We start from the raw sequence: 24,144 nt of genomic DNA, 5'->3' as shown, positions 1-24,144 counted from the left end.
GATCTAGTCTCTCCCTATCAGGCCGTGCGGGCTTCGGCCGCGCGGGCTTCTTCACGCTCGCGAGCTTCGGACTTGATGCCCATGCGGACGGTCATGGCGATGTTCCAGGCCATGATCAGCATGCCGGCGAGGAAGAACCCGCCACCAATGGCACGCACCACATACGGACGATGCAGGAACACCACCGACTCGGTGAAGGTGTAGGCGAGGTTCCCGTACTGGTCGAAGGCACGCAGCATCAGGCCCTGACCGATACCGGCCACCCACATCGCGGTGATGTACAGCACGATCCCGATGGTCGCCAGGAAGAAGTGCACGTATACGAGCTTGAGGCTGTACAGGTTGACGCCCCACAGACGCGGGATCAGGTGGTACAGCGAACCGAAGGTGATCATCGCCACCCAGCCCAGCGCACCGGAGTGCACGTGGCCGACGGTCCAGTCGGTGTAGTGCGACAGCGCGTTCACGCTCTTCAGCGACATCATCGGACCTTCGAAGGTCGACATGCCGTAGAACGACAACGCCGTGATCAGGAACAGCATGATCGGGTCGGTGCGCAGCTTATCCCAGGCCCCCGACAGGGTCATGATGCCGTTGATCATGCCACCCCAGGAGGGCAGCAGCAGCAGGATGGAGAAGGTCGCCGCCAGGGTGGAGACCCAGTCCGGCAGGGCGGTCCAGTGCAGGTGGTGCGCCCCCACCCACATGTACAGGAACACCAGCGCCCAGAAGTGGATGATCGACAGCTTGTACGAGTAGATCGGTCGACCGGCCTGCTTGGGCACAAAGTAGTACATCATCCCGAGGAAGGCCGCGGTCAGGAAGAAGCCCACCGCGTTATGGCCGTACCACCACTGACGCATCGCGTCCTGCACGCCGGAGAACAGCGGGTAGGAATCGGTGTGGAAGATGCCGACCGGCACCTCGAGGTTGTTGAAGATGTGCAGCAAGGCTGTCGCCAGAATGAACGACATGAAGAACCAGTTCGCCACATAGATATGCGGCTGGTTCCGACGCAGCAGGGTCTGCAGGTAGATCCAGAAGTAGGCCACCCACACGACCAGGATGATGATGTCGATCTGCCAGTTGAACTCGGCGTATTCGCGACCCTGGGTGATCCCCATGGTGTAGGTGATCACGCCGAGGATCAGCGCCAGGTTCCACCCGTAGAAGGTGAAGCTCGCCAGCGAATCACCATACAGCCGTGTCTGACAGGTGCGCTGGACGACATAGTAGGACGTCGCAAACAGGGCGTTACCACCGAAACCAAAGATGACCGCCGTGGTATGTACCGGACGGAATCGGCCAAAGGTGATCTGGGCGATATCGAAGTTCAGGAACGGAAATGCGAGCTGCGAGGCAATCCAGACCCCGGCCGCCATGCCAAACACGCCCCAGAGGACGGCGGCAATCGCGAAACGCTTGACGATCGCGTAGTTGTACTGCTCGGTTGAAGCGACTGACGTTGCGGGTACGGAACCCGCCGTAGTGGCTGCTTGCGACATGACTTTTTCCACCTTGCTGCGGGGAACACGGATGTCCCGATGGTTTCGGGGGGCGTGAACTTTACCCCATTCCAGACGCACAAAAAACCAAGACCGCCTGTAACACTCGGAAATAGCCCCAAATCAGGCGGAACTTTCAGCGCCGGAGAGAATACATCTTTATGGTCTTGCTCTGCGAGGGGCCAATCGCCCCGCATTGATCTGGATCAAGAGACCGGCCGAACGGGAATCACCCGGCCTTGCGGTTTCGAGGGCGGCGGGGCCTCCGGCACCCAGGCGTGACCGTACACAACCTCCCAGGTCGCCGGCAGACGATCCTCGACTGCGAACGCCCGCGCATAGGCTTCCGCCACAGCCTGCAGCCGACGCGGGCCCAGCAGTCCGCGCGCACGCCCGGCCAGCGCATTGCGCACCCCCACCCCGCGCAGATCCCGCAGCAGGGTCTGGAAATCGCCGTAGGTGAGCGTCAGGGTCTCCTGGTCCATTACCGGGTCCGCGAACCCCGCGCGCACCAGGGCGTCGCCGATGTCATGCATATCGACAAAGGCATTCACGTGTTGCGCGCCCCCGCCGTCGACCTCGGCAAAGGCCGCGCGCAACTCGCGCAGGGTATCCGGGCCGAAGGTGGAAAAGGTCCACAACGCCCCCGGCGCCAGCACACGCCGCACCTCCGTGAAGGCCTGATCGAGGCTGGAACACCACTGCAGCGCCGCACTGGAGGCCGCCAGATCGTAGTGCGCCTCCGGCAGGGGTAGTGCCTCGATGTCCGCACATACGGCCAGCGGCCGGCGCCACCAGTGGCCCCGACGCTGCGCCGCCGCGACCATACCCGGGGCAAAGTCGACACCGGTCAGCTCGGCCTTGCGGTAGCGCTGCCGCAGGAGATCCAGTGCCTCCCCGGTCCCGCAACCCAGATCGAGCACGCGGGCCGGTTGCAGCTTGACCAGATCGAGTCGCTCGAGCAGCCGCCCCTGGACCTCGCGCTGCAGCACCGCATGGGCCTCGTAGCCCGCGGCCGCCCGCCCGAAGGCCTCGCGTACGCGCGCCTTGTCCAGTGCGTATTCATCCGCCCCCGTCATGGATCGCCGATCACTCCAGTGCCGCTACAAACTCGTTTATAAAGGCCGCCACGGGCGCCGGGTCCCGCCACCACTGCGCATGCCCCCCGGGCCGCACGGCCAGCCGGGCGTCCGGGCACAGGCGATGCAGGTCGTCCGCCACGGTGGGCGGCACCAGCGCATCCCCCTCGGCGAGACAGGCCGCGACCGGCACCGGACTGGATTGCCAGCAGGCGCGCTGGTCGCGACCCATCAGGCAGGCCAGTCCGGCCGCGAGGCCCGAATCGGTCGCCGGGGCGCCCTCCAGCTCTCCGACCAGATCGGCGGCCAGCGAGGCCGCTTCCGGCGAGCCCCTGGCACAGAGCATCGCGAGGCGCCGGTGCAACCGCCGTCGGGGGCCCTCGAGGGCCAATTGAAAGTCCGCAAGTTCCGCGACCGGCAGCGCATGGGCCCAGTCCGGGGCCGCCGCAAAACGCGGCGTGGCATTAAGCAGCATGAGCCCGCGGGTATCCAGCATCGTTCGCGCCAGCTCCAGTGCAACCAGCCCACCGAGCGACCAGCCCACCCAGACGGGATGCGACAGTGTGCGCGGCAGTTGGGCCCGGATGGCCTCGCAGGTGGCTACAGGATCGCCCAGGGCCTCGCCGCCAGCGAGTTCCCCGTGCCCGGGCAGGGCCGGCGCGTGGATCTCGAACCCGGGCAGCGCGGCACGCAACGGGGCCCAGACGGCCGGGGAAAACCCCCAGCCATGCAGCAGCACCAGGGTCGGGCGCGTCATGGCGGGCCAACCCGCCGCCACCCTGAACTCAGCGCCCCGGCTTGCGTATCATGGGCGCCGGTTCGCGCCGAACCCCACCCAACCGAATCTTCAGGTCGAGTTTGCATGGACATCGTACTGGGCATTGTCATCGCGTATCTGCTGGGATCGCTTTCCACGGCCATCGTCGTGAGCAAATTGCTGCGGCTACCGGACCCGCGTCACACGGGCTCGGGCAACCCCGGTGCGACCAACGTACTGCGCTACGGCGGCAAGAAGGCGGCCATCATCACGTTGATCGGGGATGTCGGCAAGGGCTGGCTGCCGGTGTTCGTCGCCGCCCAGCTCGGCATCTTCCCGACCTGGGCGCTTGGCCTGATCGGCCTGGCCGCCTTCCTCGGACACGTGTTTCCCGTGTACTACCGCTTTGGTGGGGGCAAGGGCGTGGCCACTGCCCTGGGCGTGCTACTGGCGCTCAACCCGCTGGTCGGCGGGCTCACGCTGCTGACCTGGCTCGTGGTCGCCGCGATCTGGCGCTACTCCTCCCTGTCGGCCCTGGTCGCGGCGACCCTGGCACCCGTCTATTTCGTGTTCCTGGAGCCGGACTTCTGGGTCGCGCTGATCGTGGCGGGCATGGCCGTGGTGCTGTTCATCCGCCACGACAGCAACATCCGCCGCCTGATGCGCGGCGAGGAAGGCAAGATCGGCCACAAGAAGGACGAGGCCGAGACGGAAGCACCCCCCCGAGACTAGCGGTCTGCCTCAGGCGGTGAGTTCCGCCAGCGGCCAGCGGGCACGCGCCGTGATCGCCGGGGCCTGGTCGTCGGGCACCCAGCCCGCCTGCAGGCGGCGCAGCCCGGCGAGCGCGATCATCGCACCGTTGTCCGTGCAAAACTCGATCCGCGGAAAGTACACCGGTACCCCCTGCTGCGCGGACATCGCCTGCAGCCCGGCGCGCAGCCGGGTGTTCGCGGCCACCCCGCCGGCGACCACCAGCGCCGGAGCCTGGCTCTGCTCCAGCGCCCGGCGGGTCTTCTCCACCAGGGTCTCGCTGACCGCCTCCTCGAATGCGCGCGCGACATCCTGCGGGCGGTATTCCTGCTTGTTCAACGCAGTCAGCACGGCCGTCTTCAGGCCGGAAAAGCTCATGTCCAGCCCCGGCCGGTCGAGCATCGGGCGCGGCAGACGCAGGGCATCGCTCGCCCCCTGCTCGGCCAGGCGCGACAGGGCGGGACCGCCGGGATAGCCCAGCCCCAGCAGCTTGGCGGTCTTGTCGAAGGCCTCGCCAGCGGCGTCGTCGATGCTCTCGCCCAGCAGTTCGTAGTCGCCCAGAGACCGGGCATGGATCAGCTGCGTGTGCCCGCCCGAGACCAGCAGCACCAGGAACGGGAAATCAAGCCCGGCGTCTTCCAGGAACGGGGCCAGCAGATGGCCTTCGAGATGGTGCACCGGCATCGCCGGCACGCCCCAGCCCCAGGCGAGCGAGCGTGCGACCGAGGCCCCCGTCAGCAGGGCCCCGAGCAGTCCCGGCCCGCCGGTATAGGCGATTGCATCCAGCTCGGGCCCCTTCACGCCCGCCTCGTCCAGCACCGCCCGCAGCAGCGGCAGCAGGCGCCGGATGTGATCGCGCGAAGCGAGCTCCGGGACCACGCCGCCGTAGACCGCATGCAGGTCGGTCTGGCTGTACAGCCGGTGTGCGAGCAGGCCGCGCCGATCATCGATCAGCGCCACGCCCGTCTCATCGCAGGAGGTCTCGATACCCAGGACTTTCATAGGAGCAGCATGCCTCGGGGCGCTGATACGGGGAAGGATTCCGGGCGAACCGGACGGGATTGCGAGTCCCTCACAGGCGGCCGCGCCGATCGGGGATCGCGGAGAAGTCGAGCGCGGCACAGGCGCGACCCAGGGCCATCACCTGAAAGCGCTCGCCCATCTCTCCGGGCAGGGTGAGCATGCGCACGGCCTGGGCGGCCTGCATGGTCTTGCGGGCATCCTCGCCACTGCCGACGCGCGCCTCGAAGCGCTGCGCCAGACCCGCACCCAGCAGGAACTCGCCCTGCGCGGCATAACCGAGCACATCGAGCCCGGCTGCATCCGCGGCCTCGGCCACCGCGGTGAAATCGACGCTGGCCGTCAGGTCCATCAGCCCGGGCTGCGCCAGGGGATCCAGCATCATCTGCTGGCGGTAATAGCCGACCAGCGTGCCCTGGTGGCGCTCCGGGGCGTAATACGCGGCCCGCGGGAAACCGTAGTCGACCAGCAGCGCCACACCCTGTTCCAGGCAGGCGGCCACGCTCGCGACCCAGGCCGCCTGCGCCGGACGCCACTCGGAGGTGTACCCGTCGGGCCAGGGGCCATGTGCTGCCTGCAGCTCGCGCACGGCATCCTCCAGTGGCTCGGGGGCCGGCTGTTCCGCCAGCACCAGACTGCCGTCCCCATCCACTGTGACACCCATCTGCCAGGGCTGGCCCTCACGCCAGCGAAAGAGCTCCACCGGCAGCGCGTCGAGCACCTCGTTCGCCAGCACCACGCCCTGGATCGGCTCCTCGGGCAGGGAATCGAGCCATTCCACCCGAGCATATTCCTCCGGCTCCAGGCATTCGGCCAGATACTCCTGCTGCACGGCGCGCAGGTCCGGGCTGACCTCGATAATCTTGTAGCGCCGCCAGCCCACACCCAGCTCGCGCAACGTCACGAGCACATCGCCCGCCAGCCGCCCGCGGCCCGCGCCAAACTCCAGCAGCTGCCCCGCCCCCACCATCTCGTCGCGCAGCAGCGGGGCCAGCCAGCTGGCCAGGGTCTCGCCGAACAGCGAGGACAGCTCCGGCGCGGTCACGAAATCACCACCCGCGCCCAGCTTGCGCGCCCCGTTCACGTAATAGCCGAGCCCCGGCGCATACAGCGCCTGGTGCATGTAATCGACAAACGGGAGGAACCCACCGTGCTCGGCGATACTCTGTTGCAGGGAGTCGTGCATCTGCCGCGCGATGGCGGCGGCCGGGTCGTCTGGCGTGGTTGTGCTAGGTTTCGGCGGCAGCATGGCGGCAAATGGTACCAAGGCGAGGCATGACGTGACGGAACACACACAGGGAACACCACAGGACGCAGGGGTGGTACTGGTCACCGGCTCCGCGCGCCGTGTCGGCGCGACCATCGTACGCTGGCTGCATGACGAGGGTCTGCGCGTGCTGATCCACTATCGCGGATCGCGCGACGACGCTGCCGCCCTGGCGGATTCACTGAATGCCCGGCGCAAGGACAGCGCGCGCATCCTGCAGGCGGATCTGCTGAACCTGAACGAGATCCAGCGCCTGGCACGCGAGGCGGAAGAGGCCTGGGGGCGGCTGGATTACCTGGTCAACAATGCCTCGACCTTCTACGCGACCCCAGTCGGCGAGATCGATACGCAGGCATGGGATGACCTGGTCGGCTCCAACCTGAAGGCCCCCACCTTTCTGACCCAGGCCTGTGCGCCAGCGCTCGCGCGCACCCGGGGTGCGGTGGTCAACATCGTGGACATTCATGCCCTGCGCCCGCTGAAGGGTTACCCCGTGTATTCCGCGGCGAAGGCGGGACTCTGGGCCTTGACCCAGGCCTATGCCCGCGAACTGGGCCCGGACGTGCGTGTTAACGGCGTCGCACCCGGCGCGATCCTCTCGCCCGAAGACCCGAACAATGCCGGCACGCACGAGGCGATGGTCGAGCGCACCGCACTCAAACGCGAGGGTCACCCGAACGACATCGCACGCACGGTACGCTTTCTGCTGCTGGATGCGCCCTACATCACCGGGCAGGTGATCCCGGTGGACGGCGGACGCTCGGCCTCGCAGTAACGATCCGCGCGACGCGCTACACTGAGTTATCCCGAATCAAGAGAAGAGAACGGCCCATGATCGACCCCAAACGCTTTGACGATCTCGCGCGCCGGATCACCGAGAGCCTGCCGGAATCCGTGCGCCACATGCAGGAAGATGTCCAGCGTCAGGTCCGCTCGTCGCTGCAGCATGGCTTCGAGCGCATGGACCTGGTCACCCGAGAGGACTTCGACGTCCAGGTCGCGCTGCTGGAACGCACGCGCGAACGCCTGGCCGAACTGGAAGCCCGCGTGGAGGCACTCGAAGCCGAGCGCAAGACCGAGGAGTAACACGCCCCACAGAACCGCCGGGCACGGAGGCCCGGACCCGCGAATCTACGGAGGGCAAGGATGCCCATTGCCATTACCCATGCCCGCGCGGTCGCCGGCATCCAGGCACCGCTGGTCACCATCGAGACGCACCTGGCCAACGGCCTGCCGTCGTTCCAGATCGTCGGCCTGCCGGAGGCGGCCGTGCGCGAGAGCCGCGACCGCGTGCGCGCGGCCATCCAGACCAGCGGCTTCGACTTTCCCCGCCGCCGCATCACGGTCAACCTGGCCCCGGCCGACCTACCGAAGGATGGCGGGCGTTTCGATCTGGGCATCGCGCTGGGCATCCTCGCCGCCAGCCAGCAGATGCCGAGCAACGCCCTCGAGGGGCGCGAGTTTCTGGGCGAACTGGGGCTGGACGGGACCCTACGGCCGGTCGGCGGCACGCTGGCCGCCGCGCTGGCGGCCGCCGTTGACGCGCGCGAGCTGATCGTGAATCCCGAGGACGGGGCCGAGGCGGCTCTGGCCAGCGCCGCGCGGGTGCGCACGGCCAGCCACCTGATCGCGGTCTGCGCCGGACTGCAGGGCCAGGGCGAGCTGGACGAGGGCCGCCCCGTCGAAGCGGAACCGGATCGTTACCCCGACCTGGCCGACGTGCGCGGACAGCACCAGGCACGTCGCGCGCTCGAGATCGCGGCCGCCGGCGGCCACCACCTGCTGATGGTCGGCCCGCCCGGCAGCGGCAAATCGATGCTGGCCGCACGCATACCGGGCATCCTGCCACCGATGTCCGAGGCGGAGGCGCTGGAGACCGCCGCGATCCACAGCCTGCGCGACACCGGCCACCTGCAGCGCGACTGGCGCGCCCGGCCGTTCCGCTCGCCCCACCACACGGCCTCGGGGGTCGCGCTGGTCGGTGGCGGCTCCACGCCACGCCCGGGCGAGATCTCTCTGGCCCATCACGGCGTACTGTTTCTGGACGAGCTGACCGAATTCCAGCGCAGTGTGCTGGATGTCCTGCGCGAGCCGCTCGAGACCGGGACGATCCATATCGCCCGGGCCGCCCGGCAGGCAGAGTTTCCCGCACGGTTCCAGCTGGTAGCCGCGATGAACCCCTGCCCACAGGGCTTCGACTGCGACCTCGGGGCACGCTGCCAGTGTTCCCCGGAACAGATGGCGCGCCACCGGCGGCGCCTGTCCGCCCCACTGCTGGACCGTATCGACCTCGCCATCGAGGTCCCGCGCATCCCGCCACCCGAGCTGGCCACGCACGGCGCCCCCGGCGAAGACTCAGGGACCGTCGCGCAGCGCGTCGCCCTCGCCCAGGAACGTCAGCGGCAACGCCAGGGGGCACTCAATCGTGAACTGGCGGGCCAGGCGCTGGGCCAGCACGCCATTCTCGAGGCGGAGGATCGCGCGCTCCTGGACCGGGCGGCGGAGCGCTATCGGCTGTCGGCACGCGCCTACCACCGTATCCTGCGGCTCGCACGCACGATCGCCGATCTCGAACCCAGCGATCCGATCACGACCGCGCACCTGACCGAGGCGCTCAGCTATCGCGCGCTCGATCACTGGCGAACGCAGTAGGCCACCCAAAGAAAAGGCCCGCGCGGCGACTGCCGGCGCGGGCCTCGAGACCGAGTCAGGTCCGATCAGTCTTCGAAGGTCGCGATAAAGACCGAAAGATCGGCGATGTCTTCGTCCGACAGGCGAGACGCGTTCGGCGCCATCAGGGCCGTGCGATCACCCACGGTCTCGCCGGCACGGTAGCGCACCAGCTTGTCGGCGATGTACTCGGCGGTCTGGCCGGCGATCTTCGGGAAGGCGGGTGAACCCTGGCCCTGGGCGCCGTGGCAGGCGATGCAGGTGGAGTACAGGGATTCGCCGCGGCTCACGTCACCATCATCCAGGGCGATCCCTTCCAGAGCATCGTCGTCCTCGACAGCCGCCTCGTCATCTTCGGCCACGGCCTCGTCGTTGCCGTTTTCATCGCCGTTGGCGTCTTCCGGCTCCCAGCCATGGTCAATGCCGGCTTCATCCAGCATGTAGGCGACTACCAGCTTCACTTCCTCGTCGCTCAGGCTGTCATCGCCGCCGCGAGGCGGCATCGCGCCCATGCCGCTGATGGCATTATCGAACACCTCGTCCAGGCTGCGCTCGTCGAGACGGGCGGCCCAGGCGTCGGAATCGTCCTTGATCGGGGCGTCGGAGGCGCCCGTATCGTGACAGGCTGCACAGACATTGCTGTAGATATCGCCCGGGCTCAGGTCGGCGGCCTCTTCCTCGGCATCCACGGGTCCCGAGGCCACGCGACCAATGGGCTGGATGCGCTCGGCGATGCGGTCACGCTCGGCCTCGCTGGGCTCGCCCAGCTGGAGCCCTCCCATGAAGTTCGCCAACTGGATCAACAGGTAGATCACAGTGGCGAGCAGCGCCACGGATGCGATGAACAACAACACCTTGTTACCGGTGTCCATCTTGATCGGTTGATTCGCCACTTGTCTCCCTCCGAAAGGTGCGGGCCGCGCGCGGCCGTAATGGTTCCTAGCCCAAGTCTTCCCACGCGCCAGGCGCGCAAATCGGGCGCCGAGTATAGGGCATCGTCCCGCTCGGGACCACAAACCCAGTAGGGCAGTCAAAAAATGCGCTGGACGGACCCATTCGGCGCCCCGTATCATGACCCGTCTTGCGCCCGTAGCTCAGCTGGATAGAGCGCTGCCCTCCGGAGGCAGAGGTCAGAGGTTCGAATCCTCTCGGGCGCGCCATTACGCAGAAAGGGGCCCTCGTGGCCCCTTTCTGCGTAATGGGGTGTCTGAGGGCCCGATTCGAACCTCCGTTCGAGCCGAGGCCCGCGCAGCGGGCCGACGCGCGGTACCGCCGCAGGCGGTGCCGGTCCGCAGGACCAAGCGACCGCAGGTCGCGCAGCCATCCTCTCGGGCGCGACGCCTGAACACCCCCGAGCCCAACGCCGCGCCCCCGTCGAATCAAGGCCTGCGCAGCGGCACGGCATCGCAAGTCACCCCCTCGGCGATAGCCTCGGGGCGTTCGCCGGCGCGAAGCCGTGCTTCGCGAAACCCCGGCTCACCCTCTCGGGCGCAATATCGTTGTGCTTCCCAACAGGCTCTCGCTCCACCAACCAGGCGCACCAACATCCTGAGCCGCAAATGCCACCACTCCCTTGATCCAGATCAAATCGAGGCCCCGGCAGTGGCGCTAGCGTGAGGGTGACCACTGAAATCGGGAGAGCGTGATGCTGACGGAAATCATGTTTCAATCGCCCATCGGAATCCTGACGATCCTGACCCTCGTGGGCATCGTGGCGTTCTTCGTGTATGTCGGATACTTCATCCTGCACGGCATGCACGAACAGGACGACAAGACGAAGTAACAAAGCCGAGTTTGCTGTACACCATAAAGAAACGGGCCAGGATTCTGGCCCGTTTCTGGTTGCGTGTTCGCTTCCCAACCTCCCGGCGGTTCACCGGCAATATACCGGATAACCGCGGGTAGCTGGCCGGCATTACGAGCCGGAGCCCCCGGGGGTATCCCCCAGTTCCCAGCGGCGCGCGTCGGTCGGGTCGGTGGCCGGCGCAACCGCGGCTCGGCCGCGAGCGGGCTCGGCCAGGGAGTTGGTGCAGGTCTGGGCCCCGTGGTACAGACGCACGACGTGCTTGGCCTCGGCGAAGAACAACCAGCGTTCCATGCCGATGCCAATCAGGCTCGAGACCGCCGCCAGCCAGGCGATGCCCGCCGGGGCACCCGACAGGATCGACGCGAACACCAGGACCGGGGCCACAAAGCCGAGCAGGAAGACACCCATCTTCACGTTGTCGATGGTGTCCTTGCGCGGGTCGTAGCCAAACTCGTCGGTCAGGAAGGTGCCGGCCGTGTGGCCGGTATCCAGCAGACGCACGGTGGCCCGGTTGAAGGTCGTGGCGGTGTTGATCGTCGGGCCGTTCACGCGCGAGATCCAGAAGTAGTAGATCCCCTTGAGCACGGCGGCGGCGACCAGCGCGACCATCGCAACACCCGCATGCAGCGTCGTGGCATTGCCAAACACGGTGGCAATCGCGGCAAACAGCGTGGTGCCGGTCGCGATGCCCAGCATGATGTAGTTGGCCGGGGTCAGCGCGGTATTCCACTGGCGGATGGTCTTCAGACAACCGTAGATCATGCCGGTGGAGAACAGGGTGATCACGGCCAGCACGGCGGCGATCACCCCTGCCAATGCCGGCAGTGGCCCGATGGCCGCGCCCTGCAGCAGGACGCCCAGGCCATAGATCCCGGCGAAGGGATAGAACAGCACCGCGAACACGGCCTCGCGCGACAGCCAGGAGGTCTTGAAGCGCATGAACGAGCGCCAGGCGTTCTTCTTGTTCGCCAGGTGGCCGGTGGAGAGCATCAGCCCCAGGGTGATCATCCCCAGCGACGCCGCGCCGTGCGCCAGCAGCTCGCCATGGCTCATGGCCGGGCCGATGCCCGCGAGATGGAAGGCCGCCAGCAGGATGAACAGGCCGTAGCCCGCACCGGAGATGACGGTAAACAGGATGACGGAAAATGCCGGATGCATATGAATTCTCCCGATCGGGCCGCGCCTAGCGCGCGACCATCTTGTTGACCCAGTCCTTCACCGAGCTGACCACGCGGTTGGCCCGCACGTCGTCGATGGGAATGGGACGGGTGATACGCGGGGGCAGATAGGTGTTGACCGGCTTGTAGCCCAGCTCCGGCATCTGCTTCACACCGCCGCGCTCGCGCACCAGGCGGCTGACCTCGGAGTTGTCGTCGTCGAAGTCACCGAAAAACCGGGCATGGGCCGGGCAGGTGATCACACAGGCGGGCTGGCGCTCTTCCGGCGGCAGCTGCTCGTCGTAGATGCGGTCCACGCACAGGGTGCACTTCTTCATTACGCCGTCTTCGCGGTCCAGCTCGCGCGCGCCATAGGGGCAGGCCCAGGCGCAGTAGTTGCAACCCATGCACTTGTCCTGGTCGACCAGCACGATGCCGTCTTCCGGACGCTTGTAGGAGGCGCCGGTCGGGCAGACATTCACGCAGTCGGCATGCTGGCAGTGCATGCAGGACATCGGGATGTTCACGGTCTTGTTGTTGGGGTAGTCCCCGACCTCGTAGTGGCGCACACGGTTGAACCAGACGCCGCTCGGGTCCTCGCCGTACGGGCGATAGTCGGTCAGCGCACCGGTGGTGCCACTGGTGTTCCACTGCTTGCAGGCCACCGCACAGGCGTGGCAGCCCACGCAGGTGTCCATGTCGATTACGAGTCCAAGTCGCATACAACTACTCCTCAAATTTCCTCGGGCCGCCGGCCGGGGCCGGCGGCGTGGCCCGGATCCGTGATACCTAGCGGTCTTCGTCCAGCGAGCCGCGGGTCAGCACGTCACGGATGGAACGATTCAGGTGCACCGGCTTGTGCGCGGCGTAGCGCAACTGGTCCGGGGCCTCGGTCATGCCGGGGGCCGGCTTGACCGTCTCGAAGTCGGGCCAGGTGCTGGTCTCTTCCGGATCGGCCGGGGTGATCTTGACCTTCAGGTCGTACCACGCGGCCTGGCCGGTCACCGGATCGGAGTTGGTGATCTGGTCCACCGGATCGCCCTTCTTCGGCAGCAGCTCGCTGATCAGGTGGTTCATCAGGAAGCCCTTGTTGGACTCGTTCGCATCCGGCTTGAGGCCCCAGGCACCCTTCTGCTTGCCGATGGCGTTCCAGGTCCAGACGGTGCTCGGCTCGCAGCCCTCGATCAGCTTGACCTGCACGCGGACACGGCCGTTGTGCGACTCCATCCACACCCAGGACAGGTCCTCAATGCCCATGGACTCCGCCTTACCGCGGTTCATGTACAGGTAGTTCTGGGCGCAGATCTGGCGCAGCCAGGCGTTCTGCGAATCCCAGGAGTGGTACATGAACATCGGGCGCTGGTTGACCGCGTAGAACGGGTACTCGTCCTCGTCGATCCGGGTCTGCTCCAGCGGCTTGTGCCAGATCGGCAGCGGATCGAAGAACTGGGTCAGGCGATCCTTGTGCTCCTGCTTGGTCGGCTGCGGGCCGTCATACAGGCCCTGGCCGGCCAGCTTGAAGCGCTGCTGGGTCTCGGAGTAGAGCTCGATCGTGATCGGATCGGTCTTGCCCACCCAGCCGGCGTGCTTGGCCAGCTCCAGGTACTCCTTGTTCGCGTAGCGGTAGAACTGCTGGTTCGGCGCCAGGTGATGCACGAAGAACCCCTGGTTCTCGATGTACGCCTCCCACTGCTTCGGGTTCGGCTCGCCACGCAGGTGGGTCTGGCCGTCCTTGCCGCGGTAGCCGGACAGGAAGCCGATGCCCGGCTCCTTCTCGAAGTTGACGATGAAGTCCTTGTAGTCCGCGAACTTGCGGCTGCCGTCATCGTTGGTGAACGCCGGGAACTTCAGACGCCCGGCCAGCTCGACCATCACCTCCTGCCACGGACGCACGTCGCGATCGACCTCGAGGATCGGGTGGCGGATGGAGTCCGCCGCCGCGGCCGGCTCGGAGATCGGACGGTCCAGCATGGAGATCGTGTCGTAGCGCTCCAGATAGGTCGTGTCCGGGAGCACCAGATCGGCAAAGTTGACCGTCTCCGAGTGGAATGCGTCCGCGACCACCAGGAACGGGATCTTGTACTCGCCGCTGTCGTCCTTGGCCCGCAGCATGTCCATCACCTCGGCGGTATTCATCGAGGAGTTCCAGGACATGTTCGCCATGAAGAAGATCAGCGTGTCGATCGGGTACGGATCGCCGTTGACCGCATTCGTCACCACCATGTGCATCAGACCATGGTTGGAGATCGGGGCATCCCAGGAGAAGGCCTTGTCGATACGCAGTGGGTTGCCGTCGTCATCGATGACCAAGTCCTCCGGCGCGGTCGGAAAACCGAGCGGCGGGCTCTTCAGCGGGGTGTTCGGCGCGCATTCCTTGGCCGGCTTGATGCCCGGCGGGACGTGCTTGGGATACGGCGGCTTGGCCAGATGACCGCCGGGGCAGTCCACCGAACCCAGCATGATCTGCAGCAGATGGATCGCGCGGCAGGTCTGGAAGCCGTTGGAGTGCGCGGAGATGCCGCGCATCGCGTGCATGGAGACCGGACGGCCGAACACCTTGTCGTGCTTGCGGCCCCAGGAGTCGGTCCACTCGATGTCGAGTTCGATCGTCTCCTTGAACGCGACGTGGGCCATTTCCAGGGCCAGGCGCTCGGTCTGGTCGGCCGGAACGCCGGTGATCTTCGCAGTGTTTTCCGGGGCATATTCCTCGGACAGGTAACGCTCGGCCAGCAGCGTCATCACGGTCTTGACCGGGCGGCCGTCGGGCGCAGTGTACTCGCCGAACAGCGCCGGCTTGATGTCGACCTGGGTGCCGTCGACGAACGCTTCCTGCTCCAGTTCCCAGACCAGCGGGTTGCCGGCCTCGTCACGCAGGATCAGGCCATCGCCCTTCTGCCCCGGGGTCTGCACCACCAGCTGGGTGGCGTTGGTGTAGCGCACCAGGAAGTCCCAGTCGAACTGGTCGTTCTTCAGCAACACGTGCAGCATCGACAACGCGAACAGGCCGTCGGTACCGGGCTTGATGCCCACCCACTCGTCGGCAATCGCCTGGTAGCCGGTGCGCACCGGGTTGATCGCGACGAACTTGCCGCCGCGGCGCTTGAGCTTCTCCAACCCGATCTTGATCGGGTTGGAGGCATGGTCTTCCGCCACGCCCCAGAGCATGTGGTACTTGGTGCGGTCCCAGTCGGGGTCGCCGAATTCCCAGAACGCGAAACCGGTGGTGTACAGACCGCCAGTGGCCATGTTGACCGAGCAGAAACCACCGTGGGCCGCCCAGTTGTAGGTACCGAACTGGGTCGCCCAAAGACCGGTCAGGGCCTGCATCTGGTCGCGGCCGGTGAAGAACGCCAGCTTGCGCGGGTCGGTCTCGCGGATCTTCTGCAGACGCGTGGACAGCATGTCCAGGGCCTCGTCCCAGGAGATCGGCTCGAACTCGCCGGCGCCACGCTCGGTGCCCGGCTTGCGGCGCATCGGCTGGTGCAGGCGCGCCGGGGACTGCTGCTTCATGATGCCGGCGTTGCCCTTGGCGCAGAGCACACCCTTGTTGATCGGGTGGTGCCGGTTGCCCTGGATATAGCGGACCTTGTTGTTCTGGACCGTAACCTTGATGCCGCAGCGGCAGGCACACATGTAGCAGGTGGTGTACTTGATCTCCTGCTCGCTGTGGTTCTCGAACTCGGGTAAGGCACTCATTCAGGCGACCCCATAGATTATGGTTTGCTTATTCACGCTCGGCATATTGGCCATAAAGCGGACTTTTGGCCAACGAAAAGTTCTTATCTAGAAATAAGCAAAAATAATCTACGAGAGAATTTATTTATTGCCACGTCGAATCTGGGGCCTTGTTGTGGCAATCACGGAAAAGTGGTCTACGATGTGTACCATGAAACATATCGCCCCCATCGGCAGGACGGGACACCCCATGGAAGAACGACTCAAGGACGAGAATGCGCTGGTCGACGCCTTCGGCCGCCGTATCGAATATGTCCGTCTCTCGGTCACCGACCGCTGCGACCTGCGCTGCTTCTACTGCATGCCCAAGGGCTTTCGTGACTTCGAGGAGCCGGAGCACTGGCTGAGCTTCGACGAGATCGAACGCGTGATGGGGGCCTTCGGGCGGCTTGGCACCCGCCGCGTGCGCCTGACCGGCGGCGAGCCGCTGGTCCGCAAGAACCTCCCGGACCTGGCCGCACGCCTGAACGCCCTGCCCGGCATCGACGACATCTCGCTGTCCACCAATGCCACGCGCATGGCGCGCCATGCCCAGGAGTTGAAGGATGCCGGCGTGGCCCGCATCAACGTCAGCCTCGACTCGCTCAAGCCCGAGGTCTTCAAGGAGATCACCGGCGGGAAGCTGGAAAAGGTCCTGGACGGCCTGATGGCATCCAAGGCCGCCGGGCTCGACCCGATCAAGATCAACATGGTGGTAATGGGCGGGATCAACGAGCCGGAGGTCGAGGACATGGTCGACTTCTGCATCGAACACGGCTTCACCCTGCGCTTCATCGAGACCATGCCGATGGGCGATACCGGGCGCGAGGCGAAAGAGGGTCACTACGTGAACCTGCAGGACGTGCGCGCCCGCCTGGAACAGCGCTACAACCTGGTACCCGGCGTGATGCCCGGCGGCGGCCCGGCCCGCTACATGCAGATCCCGGATACCGACGTGCGCATCGGCTTCATCACGCCGATCTCACAGCACTTCTGCGACACCTGCAACCGCGTACGCCTGTCGGTCGACGGCACCATCTACACCTGCCTGGGCAACGACCACAGCCTGAACCTGCGCCCCTACCTGCGTGAAGGCTGCAGCGATGCGGAACTCGAAGAACTGGTGATCCAGGCGATCAACCTGAAGCCCGAGCGTCACGAGTTCTCGGAACGCCCGGAGAAGGTCATGCGCTTCATGTCCATGACCGGCGGCTGACACCACCGCGAGAGCTCACCGCAACAAGAACCCCAACAAGAAAGGTCCATCTCGCTGGACGGGCCTTTCTTGTTCAGGGCCCGGCCACCACGGTGACTAGCTGAGCACCCCGCGCAGGATGAAGAAGAACACGATGGCGAGGATCGCCCCGGCCGGCAGGGTCACGATCCAGGACATGAAGATCATGCGCACCAGGCGCAGGTCGATCGCCGCGATCCCGCGCGCCATGCCAACACCGAGGATTGCCCCCACCAGCGTATGGGTAGTGGAGATCGGCAGCCCGGTACCGGAGGCCAGCACGACGGTTGCGGCCGCCGCCGCAGTGGCCGCGTAACCGCGGCTCGGGGTGAGCTGGGTGATGCCGGTGCCAACCGTGGCGATCACCTTGTGGCCATAGGTGAACAGCCCGAAGACGATCCCGAAACCACCCAGCAACAGCACCCACATCGGCACCACGGTCTCCGGGTCCACCTCGCCGGTGTGGATCACATCCACCACCGCCGCCAGCGGCCCGACCGCGTTCGCCACGTCGTTGGAGCCCAGCGCAAAGGCCATCGCGCAGCCGGTCACGACCATCATCACGCCGAAGACCTTCTCGACATCGCTGAAATGCGAGCCATGGGCTTGCGGGGAGATCTCCTCGAAACGCAGGCGCCGAATCGCGAGGAGCCCAACCGCCACCACTCCCAGGCTGATCAGCACGGCAAACCCGTAGGCCTGCGCGGTGGTCAGGTCCAACCCGACATGCGTCAGCCCCTTGAACATCGTGACCAGCGCGGTGACGAGGGCCGTCAGGAAGATGTACAGCGGGGCCCAGCGCTTGGCGTTTTTCAGGGGGTCGACGGTATCCAGGATCAGCAGCTGAATGCTGCGGAACAGCGCGAAGGCGATCATGCCGCCGATCATCGGCGAAAGCACCCAGGAGATCGCGATGGTCCCGACGCGCTCCCAGCGCACCACCTCGAATCCGAGGCCCACCACCGCAAAGCCGATGATCGCGCCGATGATGGAGTGCGTGGTGGAGACCGGCCAGCCGAAATAGGAGGCGGTCAATAGCCAGGTGCCCGCTGCCGCCAGGGCCGCGAGCATGCCGAAGACCAGTAACGAGGGACTGTCCGCAAGCAGAGCCGAGTCCACCATCCCGCTACGGATGGTCTGCGTGACCTCGCCGCCCGCCAGCCAGGCCCCGGCGAACACGAACACCGCGGCCACAAAGACCGCCTGGCGAATGTTGAGGGCCCGCGAGCCGACCGAGGTACCCATCGCATTGGCGACATCGTTGGCGCCGATGCCCCAGGCCATGAAGAGCCCGAAGATGACTGCAAGGCCGAGCAACAGGGTGTCGTATTCCATGCCGTCTGCGTCAGTTGGTGGCGGTGTTTACTTGGCCAGCATCAGTTGCAGGCGGCTGCCCACGCGCTGGGCCAGATCGGCCAGCTCGCCAATGGAGTCAATCACGCGGTACATGAACATCACGTTCACCGGGGGCAGCTCCGCCTCCTGGGCAAACAGGATCTCGCGCACCTCGCGTTGCGCCTCGTCGGATTCGTGCTCGATCTGGTCGAGCTCGGTCAGGATGTCATTGACCACCTCGACCTCGTGCCCGCGAAAGCCCGCCTCGACCAGTTCGTCGAGCTCGTCGACCGCACGGCCAGCCTGATTCACCGCATCCACACTGCGGTCCAGAAAGCGTTGCAACGGATCCTGCATATTGGCCGGGAACTGCATCTGACGTCCGAGCATCAACCCCGCGATGTCCTTGGCCATGTTCGCGATACGGTCCTGGATCAGCAGGGTATCGAGCACGTCGCGCCGCGACATCGCCAGCATCATCCCCTTGGGCAGGTGCAGCCGCAGATCCTTCTTCAGGCGGTCCGCCTCGTGTTCGAGCTTGACGATCTTCCGCTGCTGAGCGCGCGCAGTATCCCAGTCGTCCCGGGCCATGGCCTCGATGAACGGCGGGAGCTCGGCGATGCAGGCACGCACCTTCTCCATGTGCGCCTGCAAGGGGCGCACCGGCGAACGGCCAAACAGTTCGAAGACGAAGTTCTTGGGGCTCATGGCGGCGCGAAGAATGTCACAAAGGCGCAATGTACCGCAAAACAACCCTCGATACCCTGTCCCCTGCAGGCGAATGCGCGCCGCGTGCGCTACACTCGCGATCAGAGCTGGGGGTGCCCGCGCCATGTGCCGGGCTGAGAGAGTCCCCTAGGGAAACACGGACCAATGTACACGCTCGCGTTGGTGCCTCAGGTTTTCCGAGACAAGGCGCGCCGTGCAGCGGGTAGTGGTTCTACCCGCAAGCGGTGCAACGCAGGATCGGGGAACCTGGGGCACCAACCCGCAACTTAATCAACGAGGGGGCTTGGCCGCCCGTTGTTGATCAAAAGCGGGCGCGCGCACGGCGTTGCGGCTCCCTTGTGCAGAATGACTGCACGGCAGTCGCCGCGCCTTGTTCGCACGCAAAAGCGACTTGAGCGCGAGCGTGTACATTGGTCCGTGTTTCCCCGCACCTGAACCGGTTAACACCGGCGGAGGGAAGCTCGGTCAACGGTCTGCTGTACCCGGGGTTCCTGCTCCCGCGATCGCCCTGCCCGCGCTCCCTTCGCCTCACGCGACAGCAGAGGTCCAATCATGAGCGCCATCCCCGAGTCGTTTGCCCGCAAGACCGCCGAGGTCTCCGCAGAAGTCACCCGCCCGTTCCCGAACTCCGAGAAATGCTACGTCGAGGGTTCGCGCGCGGACATCCGCGTGCCGTATCGCGAGGTCGCGCAGACACCGACGATGACCTCCGGCACGCCCGAGGACAATCCGCCAATCCCGGTCTACGACACCTCCGGCCCCTACACCGATCCAGAGGCGAGTATCGACCTGACCCGCGGACTGCCGGACCTGCGCGGCGGCTGGATCGACGAACGCGGCGACACCGAGTGGCTGGACGGCCCTAGCTCGGAGTACGGCCGCGCCCGCGCCGCCGACCCGGAGCTGGCGAGCCTGCGCTTCGAGCACATCCGCCCGCCGCGCCGCGCGAAGGCCGGCGCGAACGTCTCGCAGATGCACTACGCCCGGAAGGGCATCATCACCCCGGAGATGGAGTACGTCGCGATCCGGGAGAACAACCGCCTCGAGGCGCTGCGCGCCGACCCGCGCTACCAGAAGCTGCTGCGCCAGCACGCCGGCGAGTCCTTCGGCGCCTCGATTCCGGAAGAAATCACCCCCGAGTTCGTGCGCGAGGAGATCGCCCGCGGCCGCGCGATCATCCCGGCGAACATCAATCACCCCGAGCTCGAGCCGATGATCATCGGCCGCAACTTCCGGGTGAAGGTGAACACCAACATCGGCAACTCCGCGGTCACCTCCTCGATCGGGGAGGAGGTTGAAAAACTCGTGTGGTCCGCGCGCTGGGGCGGTGACACCCTGATGGACCTGTCCACCGGCAAGAACATCCACGAGACCCGCGAGTGGATCCTGCGCAACTCGCCGGTACCGATCGGCACCGTGCCGATCTACCAGGCGCTGGAGAAGGTCGACGGCAAGCCCGAGGACCTGACCTGGGAGCTGTTCCGCGACACCCTGATCGAGCAGGCCGAGCAGGGCGTAGACTACTTCACCATTCATGCCGGCGTGCGCCTGCAGTACGTACCGCTGACCGCCGACCGCGTGACCGGCATCGTCTCCCGCGGCGGATCGATCATGGCCAAGTGGTGCCTGGCGCATCACCAGGAGAACTTCCTCTACACCCACTTCGACGAGATCTGCGAGATCATGAAGGCGTTCGATGTCTCCTTCTCGCTGGGCGACGGCCTGCGCCCCGGCTGCCTGGCCGACGCCAACGACGCCGCCCAGTTCGGCGAGCTGGAGACCCTGGGCGAGCTGACGCAGAAGGCCTGGGCGCAGGACGTGCAGGTGATGATCGAGGGCCCCGGCCACGTCCCGCTGCAAAAGGTCAAGGAGAACGTCGACAAGGAGCTGGAGGACTGCTTCGAGGCGCCGTTCTACACCCTCGGCCCACTGGTGACCGACATCGCCCCGGCCTACGACCACATCACCTCCGGCATCGGCGCGGCCAACATCGGCTGGTACGGCACCGCGATGCTCTGCTACGTGACACCGAAAGAACATTTGGGCCTGCCCAACAAGCAGGACGTGCGCGACGGCATCATCACCTACAAGATCGCTGCCCATGCCGCCGATCTGGCCAAGGGCTTCCCCGGCGCGCAACTGCAGGACAACGCACTCAGCAAGGCGCGCTTCGAGTTCCGCTGGGAGGACCAGTTCAACCTGGCACTGGACCCGGAGCGCGCGCGCGAATTCCACGACGAGACCCTGCCGAAGGAGGCGCACAAAGTCGCCCACTTCTGCTCCATGTGCGGGCCGAACTTCTGCTCGATGAAGATCACCCAGGACGTGCGCGACTACGCCGCGGCGCAGGGCATCAGCGCGGACGAGGCCCTGCAGAAGGGCATGCAGGAGAAGGCGGTCGAATTCGTCGAGAAGGGCGCGGAGATCTACCGGAAGGCCTGACGGTCCGTTAACGAAATCTGGCTGGCCAGACAGAGCAGGCCAACCAGAATCGAGAACTGATACCAAATTCGCAAGGAAGCGCTACCGATCGGTCGTTAAGCGCAACCCGTCACTGGCTCCAGACAGGTGGGGCGTCTACGCTTTGTGTACTGCGCCCAGCATCAATCGGCTGCCGGGAGGAGTACGGCATGGCGACCACCCGTTGCCTTCGTAGCGCCATTGCCCTTGCCGCGGTGCTGGCCGTCTGTCAGGTCGGGACGGCCGCGGCCGAGGAAGACGGGATGGCCCGACAGTGGGCGGAAACCTCGGTCTTCGCCTATGGCGCGCGCTGGACCGACACCCGCTTCGTCGAAATCCTCCGTTTCCAGACCGAGATGCAGGACTCGCACCTGGCGGCGGTCGGCATCTCCCGCCGCCTGCACCGCTTCGGTGACCACCTGCATCTCGAAGGCGAGGTCAACGTCGCCCGGCACTGGGGTCAGCAGGATCACTTCGAACTGAACGCGGCCGCCAACCTCCGCTGGACCCGTTTCCCCTGGGACCACCTGGTGGACACCTCGGCTGCCTGGGGCATAGGCCCCTCGCGTGCCTTCGGCGAGCCAGTCATCGAAGATAGCCGCCCCAGCCGCACACAGGCATTCATGATGGCCGAAATCGCCTTCGCCCCTCCCGCGTCGCGGGACAGTTCCTGGGAAGCCTTCCTGCGCATCCATCACCGTTCCGGCGTCTTTGGTGTGGTCAGCGACGCCAGCGGCTCCAATTTCATCGCCACCGGACTACGCTTCCACTTCGGCCCCCGATAACGCGCGACTTGGCTCACCAGCCGCCGTCTGATCCGACTCAATGCGGCTTGCAAGGACTCTCGGCAGCGGGAGTGCGGCCTCGGTGTTCGCCCTGGTGGCCCCACCGCGAGGCATGCTCACATCCAGAGTCCGACACTACTGTGTACGAGTCTCCTTGATCAGCGTACCTCTAGGCGGTTGCGGCCGTTCTTCTTGGCCGCGTACAGGGCCTGGTCGGCCCGATCGAAGGTGTCGACCATACGTTCGCCCGGACGGTGTTCGGTCACGCCGAAGCTTGCCGTCCGCCGGCCTACCGTGTCGAAGTCGAAGGCATTGATCCGGGCCTGCAGGTCGCGGGCAGCCACCTGCGCCTGCGCGATATCGGTTTGCGGCAGCAGCACGAAGAACTCCTCGCCGCCAATCCGGCCAATGGCATCCACCTTCCGCAGATTCTGGCGCAGCAGGTCGGCGAACTGCCGTAGCACCCTGTCGCCGGCATTGTGGCCCCAGGTATCGTTCACCGCCTTGAAGTGGTCAATGTCGATCAGGATCACGGAAAACGGCTGGCCATAGCGTTCGGTACGGGCACGTTCCTCCTCGAACAGTTGTTCGGTGTGCGCCCGGTTCGACAACGAGGTCAGTTCGTCGATCTGCGCGGAACGCTCGAGCTGGCGTTGTTGCAGGAAGGTGTGCTTGCGGGCGCGCTCCAGAATGAAGGCACTGAGTCCGCCAAACGAGAAGGCGGCCAGCACCCACAGTAGATGCAGCTGTATCAATTCGCCCTGCATGGGTTGGTGGAAGGCAGCCGCAATCACCAACGCAACGATTGCGATCGCGGCAATGGATGCCTGACGCAGGGGCAGACCCGATATTGCAAAGGTCCACATGATGCTGAGATAGATCTCGGGGGCGAACACCAGGAACTGCGGCGATCCCGTATTGAGATAGAGATTGGCGCCATTCGCGACGACCGGCGCCACCATCAGCAGGGCCCACATCGGCCGCTGCAGGGATGCCCGGAAGCTCATCGCGGCCACCGCCAGCAGCATTCCGGGCACCAGGGCCGCATGAGCGAGCAGCCTCGCGCTGTGCAGGTCGGTCGCCACCGACTGCTCGACGGCGCTGAACAGGAAGTACATCAGGGCCGTCAGAAGCGCGATGTAACGGACCTGCGGGATGCGCACCTGGCGATGCCAGGTATCGAACGCCCGCCGGACGGTCAAGTCTTCCTGGTGCAGCGGATCCCTCAGGGCCCGCAGGCGCCTGGTGCTACCCAATCGCCGACTCCTTTCGTTGTTCGGGCGCGCAAATACCCGGCCCTGCACTTCCCCCGCGCACCCAACGAACAGGTCTGGGCGAGGCATGCTCGTTGAAAGTGGCGAGCCTCTGAAACCGCGATTACATAGCGCCGGCCATACCGCCCAAGCCCATCATGCCGATACCGAAAAGCATACCGACGACCATCAGGATCAAATAGATCAGCAGCAGCACTCCGAAGATGGTGAAGTAGATTCGCAGTCGGCTCAGTGCGTACTTGATCTCCAGCGGGTCGGCGCTGTCGAAGGCGCGCTGCGAGGCGCCTGCCGCCTGCATCAGTACCACTCCGGCCCAGATCGGGATCCAGGCAATCAGGATGCCGACAATGGACAGGGCGGTAAGCACACCCGAGATGATCAGCATCACGCCGATCAACTGCATCCAGAACTTGCCCCGAACCAGTGGTTCGATCAACTCGCGAAGCTGCGGGTTGCCTGCGGAATCTGCTTCCATGCGAATACTCCTGGCTGTTGTGTTGGCGCGCCTTCGAGCATAGCAGCACGGCCGACGCGCCGTGCATTGTTCGCCATGGGAGCGAAGGGCATACTCGGGCGGGTACTACCGTAGCTGCGCAATGGA

The 24,144-nt window shown here is 65.8% G+C and carries 21 protein-coding genes and 1 tRNA gene; 9 read left to right on the top strand and 13 right to left on the bottom strand.

The window, feature by feature from the left end:
- Nucleotides 1–17: 17 nt before the first annotated feature.
- The 3 genes from ccoN to F623_RS0102260 all read right to left on the bottom strand — a co-directional run bounded on the left by ccoN (nt 18) and on the right by F623_RS0102260 (nt 3,341).
- The gene (gene ccoN, locus F623_RS0102270; RefSeq protein ID WP_012981573.1) at nt 18–1,505 is read right to left on the bottom strand and encodes a cytochrome-c oxidase, cbb3-type subunit I; all 1,488 of its coding nucleotides are present in this window, start codon (nt 1,503–1,505) and stop codon (nt 18–20) included.
- A gap of 206 nt (nt 1,506–1,711) precedes the next feature.
- On the bottom strand, nt 1,712–2,584 hold the full coding sequence (gene bioC, locus F623_RS0102265) for a malonyl-ACP O-methyltransferase BioC (RefSeq protein ID WP_018860913.1): 873 nt from the start codon (nt 2,582–2,584) through the stop codon (nt 1,712–1,714).
- A gap of 10 nt (nt 2,585–2,594) precedes the next feature.
- Nucleotides 2,595–3,341: an alpha/beta fold hydrolase gene (locus F623_RS0102260; protein WP_018860914.1), complete on the bottom strand. Its 747-nt coding sequence runs from the start codon at nt 3,339–3,341 to the stop codon at nt 2,595–2,597.
- A gap of 105 nt (nt 3,342–3,446) precedes the next feature.
- Here F623_RS0102260 and plsY point away from each other — a divergent pair, with 105 nt between their 5' ends.
- Nucleotides 3,447–4,073, top strand: a complete 627-nt coding sequence (gene plsY, locus F623_RS0102255) for a glycerol-3-phosphate 1-O-acyltransferase PlsY (protein WP_018860915.1) — start codon at nt 3,447–3,449, stop codon at nt 4,071–4,073.
- A 9-nt stretch (nt 4,074–4,082) separates the two neighbouring features.
- Here the strand turns inward: plsY and tsaD are convergent, their stop codons facing one another.
- On the bottom strand, nt 4,083–5,093 hold the full coding sequence (gene tsaD, locus F623_RS0102250) for a tRNA (adenosine(37)-N6)-threonylcarbamoyltransferase complex transferase subunit TsaD (protein ID WP_018860916.1): 1,011 nt from the start codon (nt 5,091–5,093) through the stop codon (nt 4,083–4,085).
- Between the two features lie 70 nt (nt 5,094–5,163).
- Nucleotides 5,164–6,297: a class I SAM-dependent methyltransferase gene (locus tag F623_RS0102245; protein WP_018860917.1), complete on the bottom strand. Its 1,134-nt coding sequence runs from the start codon at nt 6,295–6,297 to the stop codon at nt 5,164–5,166.
- 133 nt (nt 6,298–6,430) lie between these two features.
- Between F623_RS0102245 and F623_RS0102240 the strand changes: the two genes are divergently transcribed.
- Genes F623_RS0102240 through F623_RS0102230 form a run of 3 tightly spaced genes read left to right on the top strand, consistent with a single transcriptional unit; the run spans nt 6,431 to nt 9,030 of the window.
- On the top strand, nt 6,431–7,153 hold the full coding sequence (locus tag F623_RS0102240) for a pteridine reductase (protein ID WP_018860918.1): 723 nt from the start codon (nt 6,431–6,433) through the stop codon (nt 7,151–7,153).
- Nucleotides 7,154–7,209: 56 nt separating this feature from the next.
- The gene (locus F623_RS0102235; protein ID WP_018860919.1) at nt 7,210–7,464 is read left to right on the top strand and encodes an accessory factor UbiK family protein; all 255 of its coding nucleotides are present in this window, start codon (nt 7,210–7,212) and stop codon (nt 7,462–7,464) included.
- A 60-nt stretch (nt 7,465–7,524) separates the two neighbouring features.
- Nucleotides 7,525–9,030, top strand: a complete 1,506-nt coding sequence (locus F623_RS0102230) for a YifB family Mg chelatase-like AAA ATPase (protein ID WP_018860920.1) — start codon at nt 7,525–7,527, stop codon at nt 9,028–9,030.
- 65 nt (nt 9,031–9,095) lie between these two features.
- Here the strand turns inward: F623_RS0102230 and F623_RS0102225 are convergent, their stop codons facing one another.
- Nucleotides 9,096–9,941, bottom strand: coding sequence for a c-type cytochrome (locus tag F623_RS0102225; RefSeq protein ID WP_018860921.1), 846 nt, complete (start codon nt 9,939–9,941; stop codon nt 9,096–9,098).
- A gap of 190 nt (nt 9,942–10,131) precedes the next feature.
- Here F623_RS0102225 and F623_RS0102220 point away from each other — a divergent pair.
- A tRNA-Arg gene (locus F623_RS0102220) sits at nt 10,132–10,208 on the top strand.
- A gap of 485 nt (nt 10,209–10,693) precedes the next feature.
- Nucleotides 10,694–10,831, top strand: coding sequence for a hypothetical protein (locus tag F623_RS13465; RefSeq protein ID WP_018860922.1), 138 nt, complete (start codon nt 10,694–10,696; stop codon nt 10,829–10,831).
- Nucleotides 10,832–10,963: 132 nt separating this feature from the next.
- On the opposite strand, the gene F623_RS0102210 is transcribed toward F623_RS13465, so the two are convergent.
- The 3 genes from F623_RS0102210 to F623_RS0102200 all read right to left on the bottom strand — a co-directional run bounded on the left by F623_RS0102210 (nt 10,964) and on the right by F623_RS0102200 (nt 15,708).
- The gene (locus F623_RS0102210) at nt 10,964–12,013 is read right to left on the bottom strand and encodes a DmsC/YnfH family molybdoenzyme membrane anchor subunit (protein ID WP_018860923.1); all 1,050 of its coding nucleotides are present in this window, start codon (nt 12,011–12,013) and stop codon (nt 10,964–10,966) included.
- 25 nt (nt 12,014–12,038) lie between these two features.
- Nucleotides 12,039–12,734, bottom strand: coding sequence for a 4Fe-4S dicluster domain-containing protein (locus F623_RS0102205; protein ID WP_018860924.1), 696 nt, complete (start codon nt 12,732–12,734; stop codon nt 12,039–12,041).
- 67 nt (nt 12,735–12,801) lie between these two features.
- On the bottom strand, nt 12,802–15,708 hold the full coding sequence (locus F623_RS0102200) for a molybdopterin oxidoreductase family protein (RefSeq protein WP_018860925.1): 2,907 nt from the start codon (nt 15,706–15,708) through the stop codon (nt 12,802–12,804).
- Nucleotides 15,709–15,937: 229 nt separating this feature from the next.
- Here F623_RS0102200 and moaA point away from each other — a divergent pair, with 229 nt between their 5' ends.
- Nucleotides 15,938–16,942: a GTP 3',8-cyclase MoaA gene (gene moaA / locus F623_RS0102195; RefSeq protein ID WP_018860926.1), complete on the top strand. Its 1,005-nt coding sequence runs from the start codon at nt 15,938–15,940 to the stop codon at nt 16,940–16,942.
- A 96-nt stretch (nt 16,943–17,038) separates the two neighbouring features.
- Here the strand turns inward: moaA and F623_RS0102190 are convergent, their stop codons facing one another.
- Both F623_RS0102190 and F623_RS0102185 read right to left on the bottom strand, forming a co-directional pair.
- Nucleotides 17,039–18,295, bottom strand: coding sequence for an inorganic phosphate transporter (locus F623_RS0102190; protein ID WP_018860927.1), 1,257 nt, complete (start codon nt 18,293–18,295; stop codon nt 17,039–17,041).
- Between the two features lie 27 nt (nt 18,296–18,322).
- On the bottom strand, nt 18,323–19,003 hold the full coding sequence (locus tag F623_RS0102185) for a TIGR00153 family protein (RefSeq protein ID WP_018860928.1): 681 nt from the start codon (nt 19,001–19,003) through the stop codon (nt 18,323–18,325).
- A gap of 573 nt (nt 19,004–19,576) precedes the next feature.
- Between F623_RS0102185 and thiC the strand changes: the two genes are divergently transcribed.
- On the top strand, nt 19,577–21,466 hold the full coding sequence (gene thiC, locus F623_RS0102180) for a phosphomethylpyrimidine synthase ThiC (RefSeq protein WP_018868093.1): 1,890 nt from the start codon (nt 19,577–19,579) through the stop codon (nt 21,464–21,466).
- Between the two features lie 188 nt (nt 21,467–21,654).
- Nucleotides 21,655–22,269: a hypothetical protein gene (locus F623_RS0102175; protein ID WP_018860930.1), complete on the top strand. Its 615-nt coding sequence runs from the start codon at nt 21,655–21,657 to the stop codon at nt 22,267–22,269.
- Between the two features lie 158 nt (nt 22,270–22,427).
- Here the strand turns inward: F623_RS0102175 and F623_RS0102170 are convergent, their stop codons facing one another.
- Nucleotides 22,428–23,525 carry a diguanylate cyclase gene (locus tag F623_RS0102170; RefSeq protein WP_018860931.1) on the bottom strand — a complete coding sequence of 366 codons (1,098 nt, stop codon included), beginning with the start codon at nt 23,523–23,525 and terminating at the stop codon, nt 22,428–22,430.
- Nucleotides 23,526–23,646: 121 nt separating this feature from the next.
- Nucleotides 23,647–24,018: a DUF5362 family protein gene (locus tag F623_RS0102165; RefSeq protein WP_018868094.1), complete on the bottom strand. Its 372-nt coding sequence runs from the start codon at nt 24,016–24,018 to the stop codon at nt 23,647–23,649.
- Nucleotides 24,019–24,144 lie beyond the last annotated feature (126 nt).

The sequence above is a fragment of the Thioalkalivibrio sp. ALD1 genome, assembly GCF_000381245.1.
Classification (GTDB): Bacteria; Pseudomonadota; Gammaproteobacteria; order Ectothiorhodospirales; family Ectothiorhodospiraceae; genus Thioalkalivibrio.
Note: the sequence above shows the minus strand (reverse complement) of the source record. Positions and strands in the feature narration are given on the sequence as shown.

Coding starts and splice junctions, on each gene's coding strand:
- ccoN (WP_012981573.1), bottom strand. CDS start 1,505: ATGTCGCAAGCAGCCACTACGGCGGGTTCCGTACCCGCAACGTCAGTC.
- bioC (WP_018860913.1), bottom strand. CDS start 2,584: ATGACGGGGGCGGATGAATACGCACTGGACAAGGCGCGCGTACGCGAG.
- F623_RS0102260 (WP_018860914.1), bottom strand. CDS start 3,341: ATGACGCGCCCGACCCTGGTGCTGCTGCATGGCTGGGGGTTTTCCCCG.
- plsY (WP_018860915.1), top strand. CDS start 3,447: ATGGACATCGTACTGGGCATTGTCATCGCGTATCTGCTGGGATCGCTT.
- tsaD (WP_018860916.1), bottom strand. CDS start 5,093: ATGAAAGTCCTGGGTATCGAGACCTCCTGCGATGAGACGGGCGTGGCG.
- F623_RS0102245 (WP_018860917.1), bottom strand. CDS start 6,297: ATGCACGACTCCCTGCAACAGAGTATCGCCGAGCACGGTGGGTTCCTC.
- F623_RS0102235 (WP_018860919.1), top strand. CDS start 7,210: ATGATCGACCCCAAACGCTTTGACGATCTCGCGCGCCGGATCACCGAG.
- F623_RS0102230 (WP_018860920.1), top strand. CDS start 7,525: ATGCCCATTGCCATTACCCATGCCCGCGCGGTCGCCGGCATCCAGGCA.
- F623_RS13465 (WP_018860922.1), top strand. CDS start 10,694: ATGCTGACGGAAATCATGTTTCAATCGCCCATCGGAATCCTGACGATC.
- F623_RS0102210 (WP_018860923.1), bottom strand. CDS start 12,013: ATGCATCCGGCATTTTCCGTCATCCTGTTTACCGTCATCTCCGGTGCG.
- F623_RS0102205 (WP_018860924.1), bottom strand. CDS start 12,734: ATGCGACTTGGACTCGTAATCGACATGGACACCTGCGTGGGCTGCCAC.
- F623_RS0102200 (WP_018860925.1), bottom strand. CDS start 15,708: ATGAGTGCCTTACCCGAGTTCGAGAACCACAGCGAGCAGGAGATCAAG.
- moaA (WP_018860926.1), top strand. CDS start 15,938: ATGGAAGAACGACTCAAGGACGAGAATGCGCTGGTCGACGCCTTCGGC.
- F623_RS0102190 (WP_018860927.1), bottom strand. CDS start 18,295: ATGGAATACGACACCCTGTTGCTCGGCCTTGCAGTCATCTTCGGGCTC.
- F623_RS0102185 (WP_018860928.1), bottom strand. CDS start 19,003: ATGAGCCCCAAGAACTTCGTCTTCGAACTGTTTGGCCGTTCGCCGGTG.
- thiC (WP_018868093.1), top strand. CDS start 19,577: ATGAGCGCCATCCCCGAGTCGTTTGCCCGCAAGACCGCCGAGGTCTCC.
- F623_RS0102175 (WP_018860930.1), top strand. CDS start 21,655: ATGGCGACCACCCGTTGCCTTCGTAGCGCCATTGCCCTTGCCGCGGTG.
- F623_RS0102165 (WP_018868094.1), bottom strand. CDS start 24,018: ATGGAAGCAGATTCCGCAGGCAACCCGCAGCTTCGCGAGTTGATCGAA.